At 60.3% G+C, this 22,425-nt stretch carries 19 protein-coding genes and 5 tRNA genes; 20 read left to right on the forward strand and 4 right to left on the reverse strand.

Annotated features, from left to right (window positions below; genetic code table 11):
- Positions 1-36 precede the first annotated feature (36 nt).
- From gyrA to typA, 8 genes are all read left to right on the forward strand, one after another.
- A complete protein-coding gene (gene gyrA, locus HMPREF9463_RS00165; RefSeq protein WP_198019909.1) occupies positions 37-2,748 on the forward strand; it encodes a DNA gyrase subunit A in 2,712 nt (903 codons plus the stop codon).
- Positions 2,749-3,045: 297 nt separating this feature from the next.
- Positions 3,046-3,122: transfer RNA gene (locus tag HMPREF9463_RS00170), tRNA-Ile, on the forward strand.
- 67 nt (positions 3,123-3,189) lie between these two features.
- A tRNA-Ala gene (locus tag HMPREF9463_RS00175) sits at positions 3,190-3,265 on the forward strand.
- Positions 3,266-3,269: 4 nt separating this feature from the next.
- A tRNA-Ile gene (locus HMPREF9463_RS00180) sits at positions 3,270-3,346 on the forward strand.
- 159 nt (positions 3,347-3,505) lie between these two features.
- Positions 3,506-4,006 carry a bifunctional nuclease family protein gene (locus HMPREF9463_RS00185; RefSeq protein ID WP_035136508.1) on the forward strand — a complete coding sequence of 167 codons (501 nt, stop codon included), beginning with the start codon at positions 3,506-3,508 and terminating at the stop codon, positions 4,004-4,006.
- Complete coding sequence (locus tag HMPREF9463_RS00190) at positions 4,007-4,396, forward strand: hypothetical protein (RefSeq protein ID WP_052043970.1); 390 nt, start codon at positions 4,007-4,009, stop codon at positions 4,394-4,396.
- 30 nt (positions 4,397-4,426) lie between these two features.
- Positions 4,427-4,876: a hypothetical protein gene (locus HMPREF9463_RS00195; RefSeq protein WP_035136509.1), complete on the forward strand. Its 450-nt coding sequence runs from the start codon at positions 4,427-4,429 to the stop codon at positions 4,874-4,876.
- 117 nt (positions 4,877-4,993) lie between these two features.
- Positions 4,994-6,832: a translational GTPase TypA gene (gene typA / locus HMPREF9463_RS00200; protein ID WP_006235837.1), complete on the forward strand. Its 1,839-nt coding sequence runs from the start codon at positions 4,994-4,996 to the stop codon at positions 6,830-6,832.
- Between the two features lie 127 nt (positions 6,833-6,959).
- On the opposite strand, the gene HMPREF9463_RS00205 is transcribed toward typA, so the two are convergent.
- Both HMPREF9463_RS00205 and HMPREF9463_RS00210 read right to left on the reverse strand, forming a co-directional pair.
- Entirely contained in the window at positions 6,960-8,105 is a 1,146-nt protein-coding gene (locus HMPREF9463_RS00205) for a bactofilin family protein (protein WP_035136510.1), read from the reverse strand.
- 106 nt (positions 8,106-8,211) lie between these two features.
- Positions 8,212-8,901 carry a trimeric intracellular cation channel family protein gene (locus HMPREF9463_RS00210; RefSeq protein ID WP_226812580.1) on the reverse strand — a complete coding sequence of 230 codons (690 nt, stop codon included), beginning with the start codon at positions 8,899-8,901 and terminating at the stop codon, positions 8,212-8,214.
- Positions 8,902-9,205: 304 nt separating this feature from the next.
- On the opposite strand from HMPREF9463_RS00210, the gene HMPREF9463_RS00215 reads away from it, so the two are divergent.
- Positions 9,206-10,213: a PDDEXK family nuclease gene (locus HMPREF9463_RS00215; protein WP_035136513.1), complete on the forward strand. Its 1,008-nt coding sequence runs from the start codon at positions 9,206-9,208 to the stop codon at positions 10,211-10,213.
- A gap of 157 nt (positions 10,214-10,370) precedes the next feature.
- On the opposite strand, the gene HMPREF9463_RS00220 is transcribed toward HMPREF9463_RS00215, so the two are convergent.
- Positions 10,371-10,461: transfer RNA gene (locus HMPREF9463_RS00220), tRNA-Ser, on the reverse strand.
- Positions 10,462-10,509: 48 nt separating this feature from the next.
- Positions 10,510-10,600: transfer RNA gene (locus HMPREF9463_RS00225), tRNA-Ser, on the reverse strand.
- Positions 10,601-11,104: 504 nt separating this feature from the next.
- Here HMPREF9463_RS00225 and rpsF point away from each other — a divergent pair.
- The 11 genes from rpsF (at position 11,105) to carA (ending at position 22,424) form a co-directional block, all read left to right on the forward strand.
- Positions 11,105-11,398 (forward strand): 30S ribosomal protein S6, encoded by a 294-nt coding sequence (rpsF, locus tag HMPREF9463_RS00230; protein WP_006235831.1) that lies wholly within the window; start codon positions 11,105-11,107, stop codon positions 11,396-11,398.
- A gap of 48 nt (positions 11,399-11,446) precedes the next feature.
- Entirely contained in the window at positions 11,447-11,899 is a 453-nt protein-coding gene (locus HMPREF9463_RS00235; RefSeq protein WP_006235830.1) for a single-stranded DNA-binding protein, read from the forward strand.
- Positions 11,900-11,971: 72 nt separating this feature from the next.
- Positions 11,972-12,238, forward strand: a complete 267-nt coding sequence (gene rpsR, locus HMPREF9463_RS00240) for a 30S ribosomal protein S18 (protein WP_006235829.1) — start codon at positions 11,972-11,974, stop codon at positions 12,236-12,238.
- Between the two features lie 15 nt (positions 12,239-12,253).
- The gene (gene rplI / locus HMPREF9463_RS00245) at positions 12,254-12,793 is read left to right on the forward strand and encodes a 50S ribosomal protein L9 (RefSeq protein ID WP_022094073.1); all 540 of its coding nucleotides are present in this window, start codon (positions 12,254-12,256) and stop codon (positions 12,791-12,793) included.
- A 219-nt stretch (positions 12,794-13,012) separates the two neighbouring features.
- Positions 13,013-14,410 (forward strand): replicative DNA helicase, encoded by a 1,398-nt coding sequence (gene dnaB / locus HMPREF9463_RS00250; protein ID WP_006235827.1) that lies wholly within the window; start codon positions 13,013-13,015, stop codon positions 14,408-14,410.
- 93 nt (positions 14,411-14,503) lie between these two features.
- The gene (locus tag HMPREF9463_RS00255; RefSeq protein ID WP_035136515.1) at positions 14,504-15,790 is read left to right on the forward strand and encodes an adenylosuccinate synthase; all 1,287 of its coding nucleotides are present in this window, start codon (positions 14,504-14,506) and stop codon (positions 15,788-15,790) included.
- Positions 15,791-15,908: 118 nt separating this feature from the next.
- Positions 15,909-17,213, forward strand: a complete 1,305-nt coding sequence (gene purD / locus HMPREF9463_RS00260; RefSeq protein WP_035136518.1) for a phosphoribosylamine--glycine ligase — start codon at positions 15,909-15,911, stop codon at positions 17,211-17,213.
- A gap of 21 nt (positions 17,214-17,234) precedes the next feature.
- Positions 17,235-17,930: an NUDIX domain-containing protein gene (locus HMPREF9463_RS00265; protein WP_198019881.1), complete on the forward strand. Its 696-nt coding sequence runs from the start codon at positions 17,235-17,237 to the stop codon at positions 17,928-17,930.
- Between the two features lie 82 nt (positions 17,931-18,012).
- Entirely contained in the window at positions 18,013-19,785 is a 1,773-nt protein-coding gene (locus HMPREF9463_RS00270; RefSeq protein WP_035136520.1) for an ABC transporter ATP-binding protein, read from the forward strand.
- 19 nt (positions 19,786-19,804) lie between these two features.
- The gene (locus HMPREF9463_RS00275) at positions 19,805-20,767 is read left to right on the forward strand and encodes a hypothetical protein (protein WP_035136527.1); all 963 of its coding nucleotides are present in this window, start codon (positions 19,805-19,807) and stop codon (positions 20,765-20,767) included.
- Between the two features lie 211 nt (positions 20,768-20,978).
- Positions 20,979-22,424, forward strand: coding sequence for a glutamine-hydrolyzing carbamoyl-phosphate synthase small subunit (gene carA, locus HMPREF9463_RS00280; protein WP_035136528.1), 1,446 nt, complete (start codon positions 20,979-20,981; stop codon positions 22,422-22,424).
- Position 22,425 lies beyond the last annotated feature (1 nt).

The following is a 22,425-nucleotide window of genomic DNA, read 5'->3' on the forward strand; positions in this document are numbered from 1 at the left end:
GGTAACGTGGCAGACGATATCAACAACAACGAGGGTATGGGCGAGGCCGGCGATGCCGGTATGCCCGATGATCTGAAGCGCCTGCTTGCCCGTGCTGAGCAGGGCGAGGACGGCGATCCGGACGCCTATAACCCCGATGCCGATGATGATGAGGAAGAGGACGACGACGGTGAGCTCGAGGAGAGCTTTGGCGAAGTCGATCGTGGCGCCTCGGCCGGCGAGGACATCAACGGCGGCCAGCTCCAGATTTCGGAGTTCGGTCGCGAGATGAAGCAGTCGTTCATCGAGTATTCGATGTCGGTTATCACAGCGCGTGCCCTGCCGGACGTGCGCGACGGCTTAAAGCCGGTACACCGCCGCATCCTGTACGCGATGAACGAGAGCGGCATCTACCCCAACCGCCCACACAAAAAGTCGGCCTGGACGGTCGGCGAAGTTATCGGTAAGTACCACCCGCACGGTGACTATGCGGTCTACGAGGCCATGGTCCGCCTGGCGCAGTGGTTCTCCATGCGCACGCCGCTCATCGACGGTCACGGCAACTTCGGCAACATCGATGGCGACGGCGCGGCGGCCATGCGTTACACCGAGAGCCGCCTGGCCAAGCCCGCCATGGAACTGCTGCGTGACTTGCAGAAGGATACCGTCGACTGGCAGCCCAACTACGACGAATCGCTCGCCGAGCCCGTGGCACTGCCTGCGCGCTTCCCCAACCTGCTGGTCAACGGCAGCCAGGGCATCGCCGTCGGCATGGCCACCAACATCGCCCCGCATAACCTCACCGAGGCGATCGAGGCCACCTGCTACCTGATCGACAACCCCGACGCCACCGCCGACGAGCTCATGCAGATCATGCCCGGTCCGGACTTCCCCACCGGCGCCATCATCATGGGCAGCGCCGGCATTAAGCAGAGCTACGAGACCGGCCGCGGCTCCATTACCGTGCGTGCCAAGGCACATGTGGAGTCCACCAAGACCGGCCGCAGCCGCCTGGTCTTTACCGAGATTCCCTACATGGTCAACAAGGGCACCCTGCAGGAGAAGATCGCCCAACTCGTCAACGACAAGCGCATTGAGGGCATCTCGGATATGCGCGATGAGTCCAACCAGAAGGGCATCCGTCTGGTCATCGAGCTCAAGAAGGGCGTCATTCCGCAGGTCGTGCTCAACAACCTGTATAAGTACACCTCGCTGCAGACGACCTTTGGCGCCAACAACCTGGCACTCGTCAACGGCGTTCCCAAATGCCTGAGCCTGCGCGAGATGCTGCAGCACTACATCGACCACCAGGTCGACGTCGTCACCCGCCGCACCCGCTTCGACCTTAAGAAGGCCCAGGCCCGCGCGCATATCCTCGAGGGCTACCTGATGGCCCTTGACCATATCGACGAGGTCATTAGCATCATCCGCTCCTCGCAGACCGACTCCGAGGCCAGCAGCCGACTGATCGAACGCTTTGGCTTTACGCCCGAGCAGACCACGGCCATCCTCGAGATGAAGCTGCGCCGCCTGACCGGCCTGGAGCGCGACAAGATCCAAGAAGAGTTGGACGGCCTGCGCCGCGCCATCGCCTACTACGAGGACCTGCTGGCGCACGAGGAGAAGATCCTGGGCGTCATCAAGGAAGAGATGCGCGAGATCTCCAAGAAGTTCGGCGACAAGCGCCGCACCGAGATCAGCCAGGTTGAGAAGGACCTGGATGTCGAGGACCTCATCGCCGACGAGGATATGGTCGTGACCATCACCCACACCGGCTACGTTAAGCGTATCCCGGTGGCCGCCTACCGTGCCCAAAAGCGCGGTGGCAAGGGCGTGTCGGGCGTCAACCTCAAAGAGGACGACGTCATCGACGAGATGTTCATCGCGTCCACGCACGAGTACGTGCTGTTCTTCTCGAGCAAGGGCAAGGTCTATCGCCTGAAGGTGCACGAGCTGCCGGTGGGTACGCGCCAGGCGCGCGGTACCGCGATCGTCAACCTGCTGCCCTTCGAGGAGGGCGAGAAGATCGCGAGCGTCATCAGCTGCCGCGAGTTCCCAGCCGACGAGTACCTGATGTTTGCCACCAAGAGCGGCATGGTCAAGAAGACCGTGATGAGCGCATATGACCGCAGCCGTCGCGACGGCCTGATCGCTATCAACCTGCGTGACGACGACGCGCTGCTGAACGTGCGCCGCGTGCGCGAGGGCGACAAGATTATCCTGGCCACCACCGCGGGCAAGGCGATCATGTTCTCCGAGGAGCAGGTGCGCGCCACCGGCCGCGATACCAGCGGCGTTCGCGGTATTGGTATGAAGGACGGCGTGAGCGTTCTGGGCATGGAAGTCACTAACGGCAACGGCGATCTGTTCGTCATCACCGAGCGCGGCTACGGCAAGCGCACGCCGGTCGCGGACTACCCGGAGCAGAATCGCGGCGGTCAGGGCGTCTACACCATTCAAATGACCGAGCGTAAGGGTAACCTCGCGGCCATGAAGACGGTGGGCCCGCAGCACGAGCTGTTCATCGTGACGGAGGGCGCGACGGTCATTCGCGTCAAGACCGACGAGATCAGCCAGACCGGCCGCGCCACCCAGGGCGTCAAGATGATGACCGTCGACGACAACGACCGCATCTGCGCCGTGGCCCGCATGACGACCGCCAAAGAGAAGCCCGAGGGCGAAGCCATAGAAAACGGCTCCGCCCCCGAAGAAACCCCTGTCGATCTAGGCGACGGCAACGACATGCCGGAAGATCTCCTTGACGAGTAAGAGGCCCTAACTGTTAGAAAATATCAGACCCCATATATCGGCGGTCGGCGCACTGCGCGCCGACCGCTTTTTTGAAAATTGAACCCCGCGTCGGCCCCGGCTGCCCGACGGCATGCGAAGTCGATCGCGAGTTCCGCACGAGCCGGAGAGCACTTAATGTGCTCTCCGTGCGAGCAGGACTGTCCGAGCAGGCGACTTCGCATGCCGCCGGGCAGCCGGGGCCGACACCCCTCAAAGATTTTCAAAAAAGTTGTTGACGCGCGCGTAACGACTCGTCTAATATATCCCTTGCGCGATGGACCTGTAGCTCAGTTGGTTAGAGCGTCCGGCTGATAACCGGGAGGTCACAAGTTCGAATCTTGTCAGGTCCACCACTTTCTTTCGCAATAAACACCCCAGCGAGAGCCGAGTCGCCGCTGGGGTGTTTATTACTGTCTCCGTGGGGGTTTAGCTCAGCTGGGAGAGCGCGGGCTTTGCAAGCCTGAGGTCAGGGGTTCGATCCCCCTAACCTCCACCATGATGGACCTGTAGCTCAGTTGGTTAGAGCGTCCGGCTGATAACCGGGAGGTCACAAGTTCGAATCTTGTCAGGTCCACCATCAAAACTGTGAAGAGCCCTGAGGCGTTGCCTCGGGGCTTTTTTCTTGTCTGCGATAAATCTCATTTTGGTTTTGTGTGCTGTGCGAAAGATTGGGTAGTATAGCTATTCAATGCGGCAACCCTGCCGCGTGTTAACCGCTACGTACCGGAGGTGTTCCATGGTTCGTGTCGACATAGAGACCATCGTCATGGCCGCCGGTCCCGTGCCATCGCTTATCGTGCTTCGCGAGCGCTGCAGTAAATCGGACTCGCCCGCGCCGTTGCGTTCCCTTTCCATTCAGACTGGTTCGTTTGAGGCTGCTGCCATTAGCCGTGGCATCGATAGTGGCCGCGCCGAGCGCCCGATTACCCATGACCTGCTGCTCGATACTGTTAGCGCCCTGGGCGCCAAGCTCGAGCGCATCGAGATCGTTCGCGCCGAGCCGCCGGTGTTCTACGCGACGATCGTTGTGCTGGTCGATGGCGACGAGCGCAAGATCGACGCCCGCCCCAGTGATGCCATTGCCCTTGCCGTGCGCAGCAATGCTCCCATGTTTGTGGAGGATGACATCATGAATCGCTTGGGCACTGTTTCTACCCATGCCGAGGAAGTTGACGACGAGCAGGAGTTCGAGAAGTTCGACGAGTTCGTCCATACGCTCTCCCCCGATGATTTCTAAATGCGGGGCGGCCAGGTTGCGGAGCGTTCGCTGATGGCCGGCGGCATGTCTGCCGAGGCGGCGGCTATCGCGCGTGAAGCCCAGATGCGCTCGGAGGCATCCGAGGCGGCTCGCATTGCCTATGTGACGCAGGCCCGCACGCTTCGTGAACGCCGCGGCTTGTTTATCAAGATGGTTGTCATCTCCGTCCTTGTCGCGGCAATCTGCTCGCGCCTTCGTGGTACAGTTGGTGCGCTTGGGTTTTCGATCTCTACGGGCCTGGTGATCTGGGGTGTGGTCGACGCGGTAATGCTGACTAGTCAGATCAAGGTGCTCGACAAGCGCGCGATGGATATGATGCGCGCCCGCGACGCTGCCGCTAAGATCGCCGCCGAGGCACAGGAACTGTAACGACGCCGGACTCGATGGGAAGGTCTAAAGATGGCACAGGATATGCAGGACGCCGGTAACGTCTCCGCCGAGCTCGACGCCATGGTGTGCGATCTGATCGGCGCCTTCTTGGACGACCTGGCCGCGGGCGAGAACCCGGGCGTGGTCGTGGCAATCGAGGACGCTGCTTCCAACCGATATCTGGCGGCGCTCGACGAGGACGGCGAAGAGGCGTGCCTGGAGGCGGCCACCAACTTTATCTCCGAGCACAAGATGGGCCTTAAGGACGAGGGCCTGGGCCGCATCGCCCGTTACGCCATCGGCTACACCGGTTGTGTCGAGATCGATGGCGGCTACCATGACGCCCTGCTCGTGAGCTTCTTCGAAACCACGCTCGAGAGCGGCTTTTCGGCATACGTACTGTACGAGGGTGTGGGCGCCGGCGATGGTTTTATGTGGAGCGACCCTGAACCTGCAGGTGAGGAAACCCCTCTAATCTAAAATCGCTAAAATAAACGAGTTTTCGGTAAAAGGCTCAATATTCCCGCTGAGCGTTGTGTTGCTGGGCGGGTCGCATACGCGTGCCGGTTGTATATAGATAGAAGATAGGGGAACTACATGCGCGTAGACAATCTGAGGAACATCGCCATCATCGCTCACGTCGACCACGGCAAGACGACGATGGTCGACAAGCTCCTGCGTGCCACGGACGCCTTCCGTGCCAACCAGCAGGTCGAGGACCGCGTCCTGGATTCTAACGACCAGGAGCGCGAGCGCGGCATTACGATTCTCGCCAAGAACATCTCTATCGAGTACAAGGACGTTAAGATCAACGTCATCGACACTCCGGGCCACGCCGACTTTGGCGGCGAGGTCGAGCGCGTGCTGCGTATGGCCGACGGCGCCCTGCTGCTGGTCGACGCCTTTGAGGGCCCCATGCCCCAGACCCGCTTCGTGCTGCGTCACGCTATCGACACCGGTCTCAAGATCATGATCGTCATCAACAAGATTGACCGTCCGGGTGCTAACCCCGAGAAGGCCTACAACGACTGCCTGGACCTTATGGCCGACCTGGGCGCCACCGACGACCAGCTTGAGTTCGCCATGGAGCACGTGGTCTACGCCAGCGCTATGAATGGCTTTGCCCGCCTTGATCCCAACGACGGCAACATGGACATGTATCCGCTGCTCGATATGATCATCGACGACATGCCCGCGCCCGAGGTTGACGAGAACGCCCCGCTGGCCATGCAGTGCGTGACCATCGACCACTCCAACTTCGTTGGTCGTATCGGCATCGGCCGCGTGTACTCCGGCACCATCCACCAGGGCGACCAGATCCTGGTTGTCAAGAACGACGGCTCCAGCGCTACCGCCACCGTCAAGCAGCTCTTTACCTTCGACTACCTGGGCCGCACCGAGTGCCAGGAAGTCGGCGCCGGCGACATCGCCGCTGTCGTGGGCATCGACCGCACCGATATCGGCGATGTCTACACCGATCCCGAGAACCCCGTCGAGCTCGAGCCCATCGAGATCGACCCGCCGACCCTGTCCATCGTCTTCGAGGCTTCGACCTCCCCGCTCGTCGGCCGCGACGGCGACATCGTGGGCGCCCGTCAGCTCAAGGAGCGCCTGTTCAACGAGGCCGAGAACAACGTGACCATGAAGATCGAGGAGCTCGAGGACAAGAGCGGCGTCGAGGTCTCGGGCCGCGGCATCCTGCACCTGTCCGTCCTGATGGAGTCCATGCGCCGCGAGGGCTTTGAGTTCCAGGTCGGCCGTCCCCGCGTCCTGTTTAAGAAGGACGAGAACGGCAACAAGATGGAGCCTGTCGAGCAGGCCGTCGTCGAGTGCCCGGACGAGTACTCGGGCAAGGTCGTTGAGGTCTTCGGTACCTCCGGCGGCATCATGACGAGTATGGACACCTCGGGCATCGTGACGCACCTCGAGTTTAAGATCCCGACCCGCGGCATCATGGGTCTTAAGAACCGCATTATGAATGTCACCCACGGCGAGGGCGTGTTCTACCACACCTTCCTGGAGTATGGTCCCTACGCCGGCGAGATCGGCAACCGTCAGAACGGCGCCATGATCTCCATGACCACCGAGAAGGCCGTTGCCTACGCTCTGGGTACGCTGCAGGAGCGCGGCCAGCTGTTTGTTGAGCCGGGCACCGAGTGCTACGAGGGCATGATCGTGGGCGAGCGCAGCAAGGCTGGCGACATGGTCGTCAACATCGCCCGTACCAAGAACCTGGGCAACCAGCGTTCCTCGACCTCCGATATCTCCGTCCAGCTGGTGCCGCCCCGCACCTTCTCGCTGGAGGAGGCGCTGGAGTACATCGCCGACGACGAGCTGGTCGAGATCACTCCCAAGAACATCCGCCTACGCAAGCGTCTGCTCAACGCCACCGACCGCAAGAAGGCTGCCGTCCGCGCCGGCCAGGTCAACAAATAAGCGCTGGGCTTTATAGCGTCTAACAAGAAAGGGCGTCGACCGCGATGGTCGGCGCCCTTTTTGGTTCAGGGGGCAGGTTCGTTTGCGCCGCCACAAAGGTGCTTGGCATCTTTGTGGCAGTTAGCTGCTAAGCGGTGGGGAGTCCCGGCGTGTTAGTCGGCTGCTGCGGCTTGAGGCGGGCGTTGCGCCAGATGATCTGGATGATGTAGCCGAGCATAAAGACAAAGGCCACACCGCTGATGAAGCCGCCTACGAGGGGAAGCCCTGTGAGGGCGCCTGCGGCGATGCCACCCACGGCTGCCATGGCGTAGCGGTTTTGGCTGTGTCCGACCATGCGGGCGATCGCGCACCCCGCAAAGGCGTTCGACACCAATGCGATGCCGATAACGCCGCACATGAGGGCTCCGGCAAGCGATAGACCAGCGATGGAGATAATCAGCAGTAGGACGGCGGGGACGATAGCAATCGTGCCCAGAAGACCGCTCACCCACAGGGGCGTGGGGCGCTGGTGGAGCATGCTGGCGGCGCTGGCGGTCGCGCGCGGAAAGACGAGCTCGAGTAGCAGGGCGACAAAGCAGGTGGAAAGCGCCGCGGCGACGGTGCCGCCGATGACATCGTTAACGGTGGAAGTATCCTCGTTTTCGGTGCGGTCGATCTTGAGCGCGCCGACCTCGGCTCCCGCGGCGCGCTCGGGGTCCTCGGAGACGTGCGCGTTCACGGTGCCGGTGATGTGGGCGTTCTTGCCCAGGATGAGCTTGTCGGCCCAAACCTCGACATCGCCATCGACGGTGCCATCGATGGTTACCGTGTCGCCCGCAAGCGCTGCCGACCTGGCGGAGCCGCGCAGGGCAACCGTCTCGCCCATCGCATAGAAACAGTTGGCGGTGCTACCGGTGTTGAGCACAACGTGCTGGCCGGCCACCGTGACGCTGCCATCAACCGTGGTCTTGGCGATGTCGATGGTGCGCGCCGCCAGGCGAATGGCGCCGCCTACGGTGCAGTCGCGAATCGATAGGCTCTCGCCCGCCGCGATAATATCGCGGCCGATGGAGGCATCGTCCAAGTTGAGGGCCTGGCCGGCCCAGTACAGGTCACCATCGACGCCGGACGGATTGGCGTCATTGTCGGTCGCAAGTACATTGCCTGCGGTGTCCGTGCCGGCGAACGACGCCGTGGGAAGCACGGTGATCGCCAGCGCGATGAGCGCGAATAGGATGGTGATGCGGCCCCACGCTTTACGGCGCTGGCTCGACGGGAATTGATTGCAGGGCATAGTGAATCCTTTGTTAGATACTCGGCATATACCTAACAGGGTACCCAACGCGTGGGCGTTCTAAAAGAACCTCTCGGTTGCATTTCGAAGGGTCGTGCCGTGCTGTCTACTTTTTACGGTGCAAAAAGCGCGCGATATCTTCTTCGGTGGGGCTTTTGATGTCAAAGCGCAGCGAGAGCCAGCGCAGACCCATGGTCACGACAACGCATACGACCAGCGCGGCGACATTGCTCATGATGCCGCTCATAACGAGACACACATAGCTTGTCGATCCGGCGATGGCGGCGATGGCATAAAAGTTAGTACGTTGGAAAATGCCCGGAACCACGCCCATAAAGCCGTCGCGCAGCATGCCGCCGCCCACCGCGGTAAAAAAGCCCATCATGATGCACACCGCCGGCGCAAAGCCGTAGACCAGCGCCTTGTCTGCGCCGGTTGCCGCATAGATGCCGACCGAGATGATGTCGAGCAAGGGGATGAGTTTTTCGGGCTTGTCGACGATAGCCGGGAAGATATAGATGATGGCTGCCGTGGCAATGGAAAGCGGGAGCGCCATCGGCTGGTTGAGGATGTAGACGTTGCCTACCTGCAGCGTCATATCGCGTAAAAGACCGCCGCCCAGTCCGCAGACCACGGCGAGCGCAACTGCACCCACCAGGTCGAGCTTATGCTCGCGCGCAACCAGCACGCCCGAGATCGATGCAGCGACAACAGCGAACATCTCGAGCCAAAACGGAATAGCGACCATGGCATCCGAGGCATGTGAGGTAATGGTTATGGCGGCGACGACGGGCAAGATGGGGTCCTTTGGGTTACGGATTTTGACAATGCCCGTACATAGTACATGTTCGGCGCCGATTGCGACCCTATTGCTCGGCAAACGGTCGGGACTGGATGCGGGCGTGGCGTTGTTGGAATGCCGGGGGTCCAAAACGTGTACGTCAGCCTCCAAAAACGACATTTTTCGGCATCTTTGGAGGGTGACGTACGCGTTTGCATATCATGCGCGGCATGCATGAGTCGATTTACTCACATCCGGTATATTTCCCCACTTCAACGGACATAAGAGTTGGATACCGGCTCAGAGCGAGAGGCCCTCAATGGATACCCCTGTTCTCATTTCGCATAAAACCGCATGGCTTGTCCATCATGCACCCCAGAATTTGGTTCAGTCTCTTGCGCGGCACGACTACCAGATAGGCGCACAAGGCATCTCCACCCAGCAACGTGTTGCGCGCATACGACAGGCTCTTACCGACTGCGGCATTCCGTCCGATATGCTTAAGACTATCGATATCGCGGTTGTATTCGAATTCGAGCGAATTCGTACCAAAGGCGTCGTTTGTCACATTCTTGGACAAAATCTTCCCTACGAGCATATTAACGAGTTGACGCCCGGAATCTTCATCACCGACGAAGCCTTCACCTTTGTGCTCGCTGCCGAGTGGATGGATAGGATCGAATATCTCGAATATGGCTATGAAGTTTGCGGCGATTATCGCATGAGGCTCAATCCCGCCGACCCTTATACCGGGCAACCAGCCACTACCTCCAAGGATGAAATAACCAAATTGCTCGATCGGCACCCCGGCAAACCCGGTGCCACACGTGCACGGCTCGCGCTCAGGCACATCTACGATCACTCGGCCTCGCCTATGGAGACCGCTTCGGCAATCGCCCTCTCGCTCCCAACAAGCGAAGGCGGCGTTGGTATCCGAGGTATCGAACTCAACAAACCGCTCGAGATCCCTCAACGTCTCTGGCATTGCACAAAAGCCCGAACACTCAAAATCGATGCCCTCATTACCTATAAGCGCAGGGAGCTCGGTATCGAATATAAGGGCGGTTTTCACGATGAGCTCGAGCGCAAGGGAGCAGATGCGGAGCGAGAGGCCGTTCTCTCCCAAATGGGATATCGAATCGTTACGCTCACTTCGGCTCAGTTCGGCAGCCAGCTCGCCTTTCACCGCGCCATGAACAACATTCGCGAAGCACTCGGCATGCCTCGCTGTACCGACACCGGGTACCAGCGAGAGCAAAACGAACTACGCGAGGCGCTTATCCGCAACTGGAAGGGCATGCGAGACGAAGAGGCACCTTCCGAATAGTGCCACTCCCGTGAACTCAATCCAAACGTGTACGCCAGCCTTCAAAGATGTCGAAAAATGTCGGTTTTGGAGGGTGACGTACATGTTTGGGGAAGCGTGGGATCGAGACGTATTTCGATAACAAAAAAGCCCCATTGCTGGGGCTCATACCATCTAATGGCGGAGGAGGAGGGATTCGAACCCTCGTGACCTTATACAGGCCAAACGGTTTTCGAGACCGCCGCATTCAACCACTCTGCCACCCCTCCGCGTGGGGTAAAAACAAAGCAGGCTCGAAGGCCTGCTTTGGAATTAACTGGCGGAGAGTCAGGGATTTGAACCCTGGAGACGCTTTTGACGCCTACACGATTTCCAATCGTGCTCCTTCGGCCACTCGGACAACTCTCCGTTAAATGCGAAAGTCAGTATACACGAGGAATCGCAAAGTGCAAACAGAAAAGTTGGCATTTTTTAAAACGCTTGGCCGCGTTTGGCGTTGCAGTGGGGTTTGAGGTGCCAAAAAACGGCTTCCGACCAGTGTGGTTGATCAACTCAATTGTTCAAAAGGGGTATTCATAAGCGACTTGGCAATGAATATAAAAATCTTTGGGTGGTGCTGTGGGCCACTGGTATGCATTTTGCGACCACAGCCTTGTGCCCGTCGACCTGTGGCTTGGCTCAGCTTGTCTCCACGGCACCGTATCTTGTCCACAGATTCGTCAAGCTTTTGGTCAGCATTTGGTTGGAATGCGCATGAAACGTCGTGCGAGTATGGGTATATGTGGAGGTCATGAGGTTGTAGCTGCAAATTATTGCAGCCTAGGAGGTTGAAAGATATTATTACCAAGTCTTTTCCTGCTTCAGGCGCACCTTCACGACCTGAAGCCACATTTGCCCAGAGGAGGTGACAATATGAAGGCTTATGAACTGCTGTTCTTTGTTGACCCGTCGCTCGACCCCGAGACTCGTCTCGCTGTTATGAAGCGTATCGATACCACGATCGCTGAGGGCGCTGGCAAGGTCGACTCCGTTGACGAGTGGGGCAAGCGCAAGCTCGCCTACGAGATCAACGACCTCACCGATGGTGACTACACCCTCATCAACTTCCACGCAGATCCTACCCAGATCGCCGAGCTTGATCGCGTCCTGCGCATCACCGACGCTGTGGTCCGCCACATGATCGTCCGTCGCGACGACCAGGAGTAAGACTGTCGTTTTGGACTGGGCTTGTGCCCCAAGAGGAAGTAGTGAGTTATGAGCATCAATCGAGTGAACATCACCGGTAACCTCACCCGCGATCCCGAGCTGCGCGCCACCGCCGGCGGAACCCAGGTTCTGTCCTTTGGCGTCGCCGTGAACGATCGTCGCCGCAACGCGCAGACTGGCGAGTGGGAGGACTATCCCAACTTTGTCGACTGCACCATGTTCGGCACCCGCGCCGAGGCCGTGAGCCGTTTCCTGGCAAAGGGAAACAAGGTCGCGATCGAGGGCAAGCTGCGCTACAGCTCTTGGGAGCGCGACGGCCAGCGCCGGAGCAAGCTTGAGGTCATCGTCGATGAGATCGAGTTTATGAGCTCCCGTGGTGGCCAGGGTGGCTACGATCAGGGCGGTTACGCCCCCGCAGCTCCCGCGCCCGCAGCACGTCCTGCCGCACCGGTGGCTACGCCGCCCGCGGTCGACGTCTACGATGAGGACATCCCGTTCTAAGGGTTGTTCACCTATTTTTGAGTGAGAGGCGGCTTCGGTTCGCCGAAGTTGCCAAACGAAAGGTATTTTGACATGGCTAATGATTTTTCTGCACGTCAGCCGCGTCGTAAGTACTGCCAGTTCTGCAAGGAGAACACTGAGTTCATCGACTATAAGGACACTCAGCTTCTCCGTAAGTACATGACCGACCGTGGCAAGATCAAGCCCCGTCGCGTCACTGGCGCTTGCACGCAGCATCAGCATGACATCGCCAACGCCATCAAGCGCGCCCGCGAGATGGCTCTCCTGCCGTACACCGTCCCCGTGGTTTCCTCTCGTGGCAACCGCGACCGCGGCTAAGAAGGGAGACGCATCATGAAGGTTATTCTTCTCGATGAGATCAAGGGCAAGGGCGGCGAGGGTGACGTCGTAGAGGTCGCTCAGGGTTACGCTGAGAACTTCCTGTTCCCCAAGAAGCTCGCTGTTGCCGCCACCAAGGGCAACCTCAAGCAGCTTGACGAGCGTCGCAACAACATCGCCAAGCGCGAGGCCGTCCGTCTGGCTACCGCCAACGAGACCAAGGCTGCCTTCGAGGGCAAGACGGTCACCGTTGACGTCAAGGTCGGCGACGAGGGCATCCTCTTTGGCTCCGTTACCGCCGCTATGATCGCTGACGCCATCAAGGCTCAGCTCGGTATGGACATCGACCGCAAGCGCGTCGAGCTCGGTAAGCCCATCAAGGTTGCCGGCGCCCACACCGTTGCCATCTCGCTGTACCGCGAGATCAAGGCCGAGGTTGTCGTTCTCGTCGGCGTTACCGCCGAGGAGCTCGCTGCCGAGGCTGAGGTCGAGGAGGCCGCTGAGGTCGCCGAGGCCGAGACCGCCGAGGTCGAGACTGAGGCTGCTGCCGAGTAGCATTTGCTGCAACGCAACAATCTTGTTCTAAGAAGGGCGCTCTGGGAAACCAGGGCGCCCTTTTTGCTTTTTAGCGCGATGCGAGCGCCATAGAGGGCGTTGCGGTGAGGTCTATTCGTGGGACCGTTCATCCGTTTGGTTCGGTGATGATTGGTCGCGCGCGGCGCGTTTTGGGACCGTGGCTGATACTATGGATGCTCGCAAGCGATATGAATGAGGATGCTCATGGCATATGACGATAGGGAGACCGGGCTGACGGTTGAGGACCGCGGCTCAAAGTTGGGTCTTCCCCAAAACCAAGATGCAGAGGCCAATGTACTGGCCGCTATGCTGCTATCGCCCGAGGTGGTCGAAGAGGCCCAGGTCGAGCTGCAGCCCGATGACTTCTACCGGCCCATTCATAAGACCATCTATACCGCGATGGTCGATATGTACAACAGCCGCATTCCCATCGACTCCATCTCGCTGATCGATTACCTGCGAAGCATCAATAAGCTCGATGCCGTGGGCGGCGAAGCGTACATTTTGGAGTTGATGGGTCAGACCCTGTCGCTCGTCAACTGGCAGCATCATGCCGCCATCGTTCGCCGCGATTCGATGCTGCGTGAGCTGATCGGCGCCACCAACGAGATCAACGCGCTGGCATATAACGCCCCCACCGACACCAAAGAGGTTGTCGAGCTGGCCGAGAGCAAGCTGCTCAAGGTTACGGCGCGCGAGGTCAAGTCGAGCTACAAGACGTTGACCGAGTTTATGGTCGAAGCCTATAACGAGGCCGAGGAAGTGTGCCAGGCCGGTGGTCAGGCGGCGGGCGTGCCCACGGGCTTTCCGTCACTCGACCGTATGCTCATGGGCTTCCGCGAGGGCCAGCTCATCATTATCGGCGCCCGCCCTGCTGTGGGTAAGACGTCGTTCGCCCTGAATCTGGCGCTCAACGCTGCCGCTGCCGGTTATACCGTCGGCTTCTTCTCGCTGGAGATGTCGGGCAAGGAAATTGCCCAGCGTCTGATTTGTGCCTACGCCATGATCTCGATCAGTGACTTCCGCATGGGCCGCATTAGCCCCGAGCAGTGGGCCAATATCAACGAGGCCACGCAGACCTTGTCCAAGCTCGATATTCTGATTGACGATACGCCCGGCACCACAGTGACCGAGATTCGCGCCAAGAGCCGCCGTATGCTCCATAACAAGGAGAAGGCAATCATCATCTTGGACTACCTGCAGCTGGTGAGTCCTCCGCCGGGACGCCGCTCCGAGAGCCGTACCGTCGAGGTCTCGGAGATGTCGCGTGGTTTGAAGATCATGGCCAAGGAGCTCAAGATCCCGCTCATCGCGCTGTCACAGCTCTCACGTCAGGTCGAATCCCGTACCGGCAAGCGCCCACAGCTTTCCGACCTTCGTGAATCGGGCTCCATCGAACAGGACGCCGATATCGTTATGTTCTTGGACCGCTCCGCCGACGAGGCCGAAGCCTCGCGCGACGATCGACCCGACGAGGGCGTTACGCGTATCGTCGTGGCCAAGAACCGTTCGGGCCCGATCGGCGACGTCGACCTGATGTTCCTGCCGGCATCCACCAAGTTCTATGAGCTTGATGGGGCACATGCCGAGGAGTAGGACAGGCGCCCGTTGCACGGGTATACTGGGAATGTTTTGTGCTTCTGCGTGCCGGCGTGGCGCGTAGACAGTCCATGAATGTAAGGAGTAAACATGCCGTCAACCGTTTTGGTCGGTGCCCAGTGGGGCGATGAGGGCAAGGGTAAGATTTGCGACCTGGTCGCCGGCGACTTCGATGCCGTCGTGCGCTACTCGGGCGGCAACAACGCCGGTCACACCATCGTCGTCAACGGCAAGAAGTACGGCCTGCACCAGGTGCCCTCCGGCATCATGTATTCCGACCACGTGTCGGTGATCGGTAACGGCTGCGTCGTCAACCCCAAGGTTGTCCTTGAGGAAATCGACATGTTCGAGGCCGACGGCATCACCACCAAGAACCTCAAGATTAGCGGCAACGCGCATGTCATCATGCCGTACCACATCGATCTGGATGGCGCCTTTGAGCAGAAGCTCGGCAAGAAGAACATCGGTACCACCAAGCGTGGCATCGGTCCGTGCTATCAGGACAAGATGGCCCGCATTGGCCTGCGCATGCAGGACATGCTGGACGAGGCGCTGTTCCGCGACAAGCTGGAGACCGCCCTCGCCCGCGTGAACCCCGAGCTCGAGCTCATCTACAACCTGCCCACCTACACCGTGGACCAGATTTGCGACGAGTACCTGCCGATGGCCGAGCGCCTGCGTCCCTACATCACCGAGACGAGCCTGCTGCTCAACAACATGATCGACGAGGGGAAGGACCTGCTGTTTGAGGGCGCCCAGGCGACGCTGCTCGACATCGACCACGGTACCTATCCGTACGTGACGTCTTCCAATTGCACCGCCGGCGGCGCCATCACCGGCTCCGGCGTCGGTATGAAGAACGTCGACCGCGTGCTGGGCGTCATGAAGGCCTATATCACCCGCGTCGGTTCGGGCCCCATGCCCACCGAGCTTTCCTATGAGTCCGAGGCCGGTCACACGCTGACCGAGGAGGGCTACGAGTACGGCGTGACCACCGGTCGCCGTCGTCGCTGCGGCTGGTTCGACGGCCCCATCGCCAACTACGCCTCGCGCGTCAACGGCCTCACCGATATCGCCATGACCAAGCTCGACGTGCTTTCGGCTTTCGACACCATCAAGGTGTGCGTGGCCTACGACGTCGATGGCGAGCGCTATACCAGCGTGCCCGAGCATCAGGTTCGCTTTGAGCACGCCAAGCCCATCTACGAGGAGCTTCCTGGCTGGAAGTGCGATATCACCGGCTGCCGCAGCTTTGAGGAGCTGCCGCAGGAGGCTCAGGACTACGTGGCGTTTATCGAGGATCTGGCACACACCCGCGTGACGTTCATTGGCGTTGGCGCTGGTCGCGAGAAGATCATCAACCGATTCTGGAAGTAATCGGGACTATTTGGTTATTGCGATATACCCCTTTGCAGCCCGGACGGGCGGCCGAGGGGTATATTTGCTTGCAAAGGGCTCGCGCGGAGCGGGCCGTTCATCCATAGAGGAGGCACCCTTGAAGGCGGACACTCAAACCATCGACATCCTGTTGTTGGGCAGCGGCGGCCGTGAGCATGCTTTGGCAGCTAAGCTCGCAGCATCACCGCGCGCCGGCAAGCTCTACATCGCGCCGGGTAACGGCGGCACCGCGAGCTGCGGCGAGAACGTTGTTCTCGACGACTGCGATCCTGCGGCCGTGGCGGCGTTTGCGCAGAGCCACGGATGCGGACTCGTGGTGATTGGCCCCGAGGCTCCGCTCGTGGCGGGCGTGGCCGACGCCGTGCGCGCGGCGGGTATTCCCTGCTTTGGCCCGGGTGCCGAGGGTGCCCAGATGGAGGGCTCCAAGCTGTTCTCCAAGCAGCTCATGGAGCGTGCGGGCATTCCGACGGCAGCCTATGGTTCGTTTACCGACGAGGCTTCGGCTCTCGCCTACGTGCGTGAGCAGGGCGCCCCGCTGGTCGTGAAGGCCGACGGCCTTGCCGCCGGCAAGGGCGTTATCGTGGCGACCGAACTTGAGCAGGCCGAGGAGGCCGTGCGCGAGTGCTTTGGCGGCACCTTTGGCGATGCCGGCAACACCGTGGTCATCGAGGAGATGCTGACCGGCCCCGAGTGCTCGCTGCTGGCCTTTACCGACGGCAAGACCGTGCGCCCCATGGCCACTTCGCAGGACCACAAGCGTGCGCTCGAGGGCGACAAGGGTCCCAACACCGGCGGCATGGGCGTCTACAGCCCGGTGCCCATCGTGACCGATGAGGAGCACGCCACCATGGTGAAGGTCATGGAGCAGACCGTGGCCGAGCTCGCTGCTGAGGGTATCGACTACCGCGGCTGCCTGTACGGCGGCTTTATGCTCACGCCTGCCGGCCCCAAGGTGCTGGAGTTCAATGCCCGCTTTGGCGACCCCGAGACGCAGGTCGTGCTGCCGCGCCTTAAGAACGACCTGGTCGAGGTCATGCTGGCTTGTGCCAACTGCGAGCTCGATCAGATTGAACTCGACTGGCGTGACGAGTGGGCCGTTGCCGTTGTCCTGACGAGTGCGGGCTACCCCGGCAGCTACGAGAAGGGCAAGGTCATCACCGGCATCGCCGACGCCGAGGCCATGGAGAACGTGACCGTGTACCATGCCGGCACCGCCGTGGTGGACGGTCAGCTCGTGACCAACGGCGGCCGTGTGCTTGCCGTGACCGCTCTGGGTGACACGTTCGAGAACGCTCGCAACCTTGCCTACGAGGCCTGCGAGAAGATTGATTTTGAGGGCAAGACCCTGCGTCATGACATCGGCCTGCGCGCGCTGCGTGGCCGCGACGCCTGGGATGCCTAAAGTCCGAGAGGGATGAGACGGATGGACGAGAAGAACGAAGAGCTCGTGGACGCGCAGATCGTCGAGGAGGACAGCCGCGTGTATGGGCACGCCGAGGGCGAGTCTGGCGGCGAGGTCGCTGACGAGCCGGTGCTGGTGCTGGGCGATGACGACCCGCACGATGCCGAGCTGCACGAGAAGATTCTTTCGGAGGAGTGCGCCTGGAAGGGCAAGATCCTCGACGTCCATCGTCTTGAGGTTGAGCTGCCCAACGGTCACCGCAGCGCCCGCGATATCGTTCGCCATCCGGGTGCGGCGGCCGTTGTGGCACTGACCGAGAGCGGCAAGATCGTACTGGTGCGTCAGTACCGCACCGCCATCGACCGCGTGACGGTCGAGATTCCCGCCGGCAAGCTCGACCCGGGCGAGGACCCGCTCGATTGCGCCAAGCGCGAACTGCATGAGGAGACGGGCTTTAGGGCTGGTCGTATTCGCTTTTTGACGTCGATTGTCACGTCCTGCGGTTTTTGCGATGAGATCATCCACATCTACTTGGCTACCAAGCTCGAGTTTGATGCGCCCAACCCCGATGATGACGAGTTTGTCAACGTGGACCTGGTGCCGCTGCACGAGCTAATCGATGCCGTGCTCGACGGCAAGATCGAAGACGCCAAGACCGTTGTAGGCGCGCTTGCCTGCGACAGCATCGCGCACCGCCTTGGGGGCACGGAGCTTTAACGAGTGGGGATAGCCCTGGGACAAGTACTACTGATTGCTTTGTCCCAGGGCCTTACGTTGCTGATATTTCTTTGAGGATCACATGCTGAAGAGGTTTCTTTCGTACTACAAGCGCCAGATGGGGCTTTTTGTTGCTGATACTGTTTGTGCTCTGGTGCTTGCCGCCATTGACCTGGCGTTCCCCATTATCCTGCGCAATTTGACCGGTGGACTGTTTACTCAGGGTCAGACTGCCATTATGCAGGCGCTCGGTATGATCGCGGTGGGCTTGGTGCTGATGTATGCCGTCCGCTGCGCCTGCCGCTATTTTGTGAGCTATTGGGGTCACGTGATGGGCGCGCGTATGGAGTCCAAAATGCGCGAGGACCTGTTCGACCAGTATGAGCGCTTTAGCTTTGCGTACTTCGACCGCAACAGCTCGGGCGACATGATGAGCCGCGTGGTCAACGACCTGTTCGATATCTGCGAGGCGGCGCATCACGTGCCCGAGTGGATCATCATCTGCGGCATCGAAATCATCGGCTCGTTTGTGATCCTCTTTACCATCGCCCCGGTGCTGGCGCTTGCCATGGCTGTGGTGACGGCAGCGTTTGCGGTCATCATGTTTTGGCAGAACATGCGCATGCGCGAGGTCTTTAGCGACAACCGCAAAAAGATCAGCGGCATCAATGCGCAGCTGCAGGATTCGCTGGCGGGCATACGCGTGGTCAAGAGTTTTGCCAATGAGGAGACCGAACGCTTCAAGTTCCGCGCCTCCAACAATCGCTATCTTTCGTCCAAGGAGAACATGTATCACGCCATGGGCGTCTATACCGCGACGTATGGCCTGCTCTCGGGTGTGCTCTATGTGATCGTAGTGCTGCTGGGCGGATGGCTGGTCGCCCAGGGACAGCTACAGGCGGTCGATATGGCGACCTTCGCACTCTATATTTCGCTGTTCTGCACGCCGCTCGAGACGCTCGTCAATTCGGCCGAAACGTATCAGAAGGCCATCGCCGGCTTTAAACGTATGGACGAGGTGCTCTCGACCGCGCCGGATATCCAGGACAAGCCGGGCGCTACGGATCTGCAGGTGACTGCCGGCGCCGTGGAGTATCACGACGTGTGCTTTAACTACGAGGATGTCGAGCTGGGCGAGGGCTATGCCGACGAGCGTCCCGTTATCGACCATATGAATCTGTCCATCAAGCCCGGGCAGACCATCGCGCTGGTTGGCCCTTCGGGCGGTGGCAAGTCCACGACCTGTTCGCTGCTGCCGCGCTTTTATGACGTGGCTGCCGGATCCATTAGCATCGACGGCCAGGACGTGCGCGATGTGACGCAGCAGAGCCTGCGCCGCGCCATCGGCCTGGTGCAGCAGGATGTCTATCTATTTGACGGTACGATTGGCGAGAACATCGCCTACGGCAAGCCGGGCGCCACGGCAGAAGAGATCGCCGAAGCCGCCCGTCGCGCCAACATCGATGCCTTTATCGAGTCGCTTCCGCAGGGCTACGACACCGTGGTGGGCGAGCGCGGCAGCCGTCTTTCGGGCGGACAGAAGCAGCGCGTTGCCATCGCGCGCGTGTTTCTCAAGAACCCCAAGATCCTGATTTTGGACGAGGCGACGAGTGCTTTGGATAACGAGAGCGAGGAGGCGGTGCAGGAGTCACTCGAAGAGCTGGCACGCGGCCGCACCACGATTATCATCGCCCACCGTCTTTCGACCATTAAGCATGCCGATGAGATTGCGACCGTTGAGCATGGTCGCGTTGTGGAGCGTGGCACGCACGAGGAGCTTCTCGCCCGTGGCGGCACCTATGCCCGTTACTATCGAATGCAGTTCGAAGGTGCGCGTGCGCACGAGCTCGACTGATTGATGTGACAGGAAGTTTATGGCTGACAAGAACCCTTTGACTCCGGAAGAAGTGACGGAGTTATTCTCCGAAATCGATGCATCCGGCGTCTTGGATCCCACGCTCGCCAAAAAGCGTACCGAGCGCATGCGTGAGAAGGAGGCTGCGGCCAAGCGCGGTGACAAAGCGGCGCTAGCGCAGCTGCGCAGCGAGGACCGCGCGAGCCAGGCAAAACATATCGACCCGCTGTCCGAGGACGATCCTTCGGGCTCGCAGGTGAGCCATACCATTACGAAGACCGCGATGGCCGTGGTCATCGGTATTTTGGTGCTGATCGTGGGCATGCAGATCGGCTACGGCGTGATGCGTCGTCTGAACACCGCCAACCTGTCCGAGAGCGTTTCGGTCGATACCGTTTCGACCGCGCTCAAGGGTGGACTTGAATGGGGCAACGGCTTTACGCAGTTCCCGCTCGACTTTACCGTCGATGAAGCCGATGAACGCACGGGCACGGTCGAGGTGACGGTGTTGGACACATCGTCTGCCAACGAGCTCGAGCTGCTGTCCAACGGGCAGATTCAGGCCGCGGCGCTTGCGACCAACGCGTTGCTCAACGATAAGATCGACCGCGTGGTGTATAACGTTCACGCCTATATCGACGAGGATAGCAACATTCAGCACGATTCCTTCTTTGGCATGTTCCCCGCGCGCGGCCACCAGAGCGCCATTTTGACGTTCGTGTGGACCAAGAGCTCATCCAACGCCACGAGTATCGACTGGAAGATGCGCATCGTGAGTATGGATGACACCATCGCCGAGCGCATTCAGAAGCAGGTGAACTCGGTGTCGTCGTTAATTGAAGACCCGGTGGTGAGCCAGACCAAGATTGACGAGGAAAAGGCCGAGCGTGACCTGGAGCATCGTCTGCATGGCCGCGAGATTTTCCGCGGCGGCAAGCCCGATCGCACACCGTCCGAACTGCTGGAGCAGGACAAGAAATAATAAGACGCCATCATCCCACGTGAGCCACAAGCCCGCGCGGGATGATTTTTCTGGGACGGGGATTAAAAAATCATTATGCATAGAAAGTCATAATTATCATTTCGTAAACATTTCGATGAAATTAACGCCATGAGGCATGCTTGCGGTTACAATACCGCGAGGCCTAACTACACACCTTTAAGCCGGTCCTGTGAGACCGGGAAGGAGAATTATGGCGAACAACCATACCGCGGGCGCTGCCGCCCGCACCTTCGCGCCCAGCGAGCTTTGCCAGCGTATGCTGGCCAAAACCAGCAAGGGCACCTGCGGTCCCTGCATCCTGTATCTTGAGGATGGGACCATTTTTTATGGACGTGCATGCGGCGCCGAGGGCACCGCGACCGGCGAAGTCTGCTTCAACACCTCGCTCGAGGGCTACTTTGAGGTCATGACCGACCCGAGTTATGCCGGCCAAATCGTAACCATGACCTATCCGCAGATCGGCAACTACGGTATCGACGAGACCGACGTCCAGTCGGCCTTCCCCGGCGACGCCGTGCGCCCTGCGAGCGCTCCGGCTATGCGCGGCATGATCGTTCGCGACATGTGCGCCACGCCTTCTAGCTGGCGCTCGGCCGTCAGCGTGTCGGAGTACCTGCGCGCTCACGGCATCGTCGCTATCGAGGGCGTCGACACCCGCGCTCTGGTACGCCACCTGCGCGACAATGGTTCCAAGATGGGCATTATCTCGACCGAGATCTTCGACGTCGACGAGCTTGCCGAGCGTCTGGCCGCAGCGCCCACGCTGGTAGGCGAGAACCTGGTCAAGACCGTAAGTTGCCCCGCGCCTCATGAGTTTGTGGCTGCCGACCTGCCTGCCACGCATGACTTTGCGCTTTCGGCTGCCGCTCCTGCCCGTCACAAAGTGGTCGCCTACGACTGCGGTGTGAAGCGCGGCATTCTGGAGGGGCTGGTCCGCGCCGGCTGCGACCTTACCGTCGTGCCGTGGGACACGCCTGCCCAGCAGGTGCTCGACATGAATCCCGACGGCGTCTTTTTGTCCAATGGCCCCGGCGACCCCGACGCCGTGGTGGAGACCTACGAGCAGGTGCAGCAGCTGATCGGCAAGGTGCCGGTCTTTGGTATTTGTCTTGGTCACCAGATGATCAGCCTGGCCTGCGGCGCCCAGATGGAAAAGCTTAAGTTCGGTCACCGCGGTGGCAACCAGCCGGTTATGAATCTGGTCAGTCGCCGCGTGGAGATCACCGCGCAAAACCACGGCTTCGGCCTGCTGTTCCCCAGCTTGGGCAAGCTTGTCCCCGAGCTTTCCGGCGGCGAGACCGAGCATGCGGCCGATGGAGATCTGCGCGTCTGGGTGCGCCGCGGAATCGCGCCGGTCGTGATGAACGAGCGCTTTGGCCGCATTCGCCTGACGCATGTGAACCTCAACGACGGCACCGCCGAGGGTATCCAGCTGCTCGACGCCCCGTGCTTCTCGGTCCAGTACCACCCCGAGGCCTCGCCCGGCCCCACCGATGCCCACTATCTCTTTACCGCCTTTACGCGACTCATGGACGGCGAGGAGAACTACCTGGACATCGACACCGCGAAGGACCGCCTTGCCGGCTGGAATTTCGCCGAGTCCGAGACCGCCGCGACCGAAACCGAGGAGAACTAAC

It is taken from the genome of Collinsella sp. 4_8_47FAA, assembly GCF_000763055.1.
Taxonomy (GTDB): domain Bacteria; phylum Actinomycetota; class Coriobacteriia; order Coriobacteriales; family Coriobacteriaceae; genus Collinsella.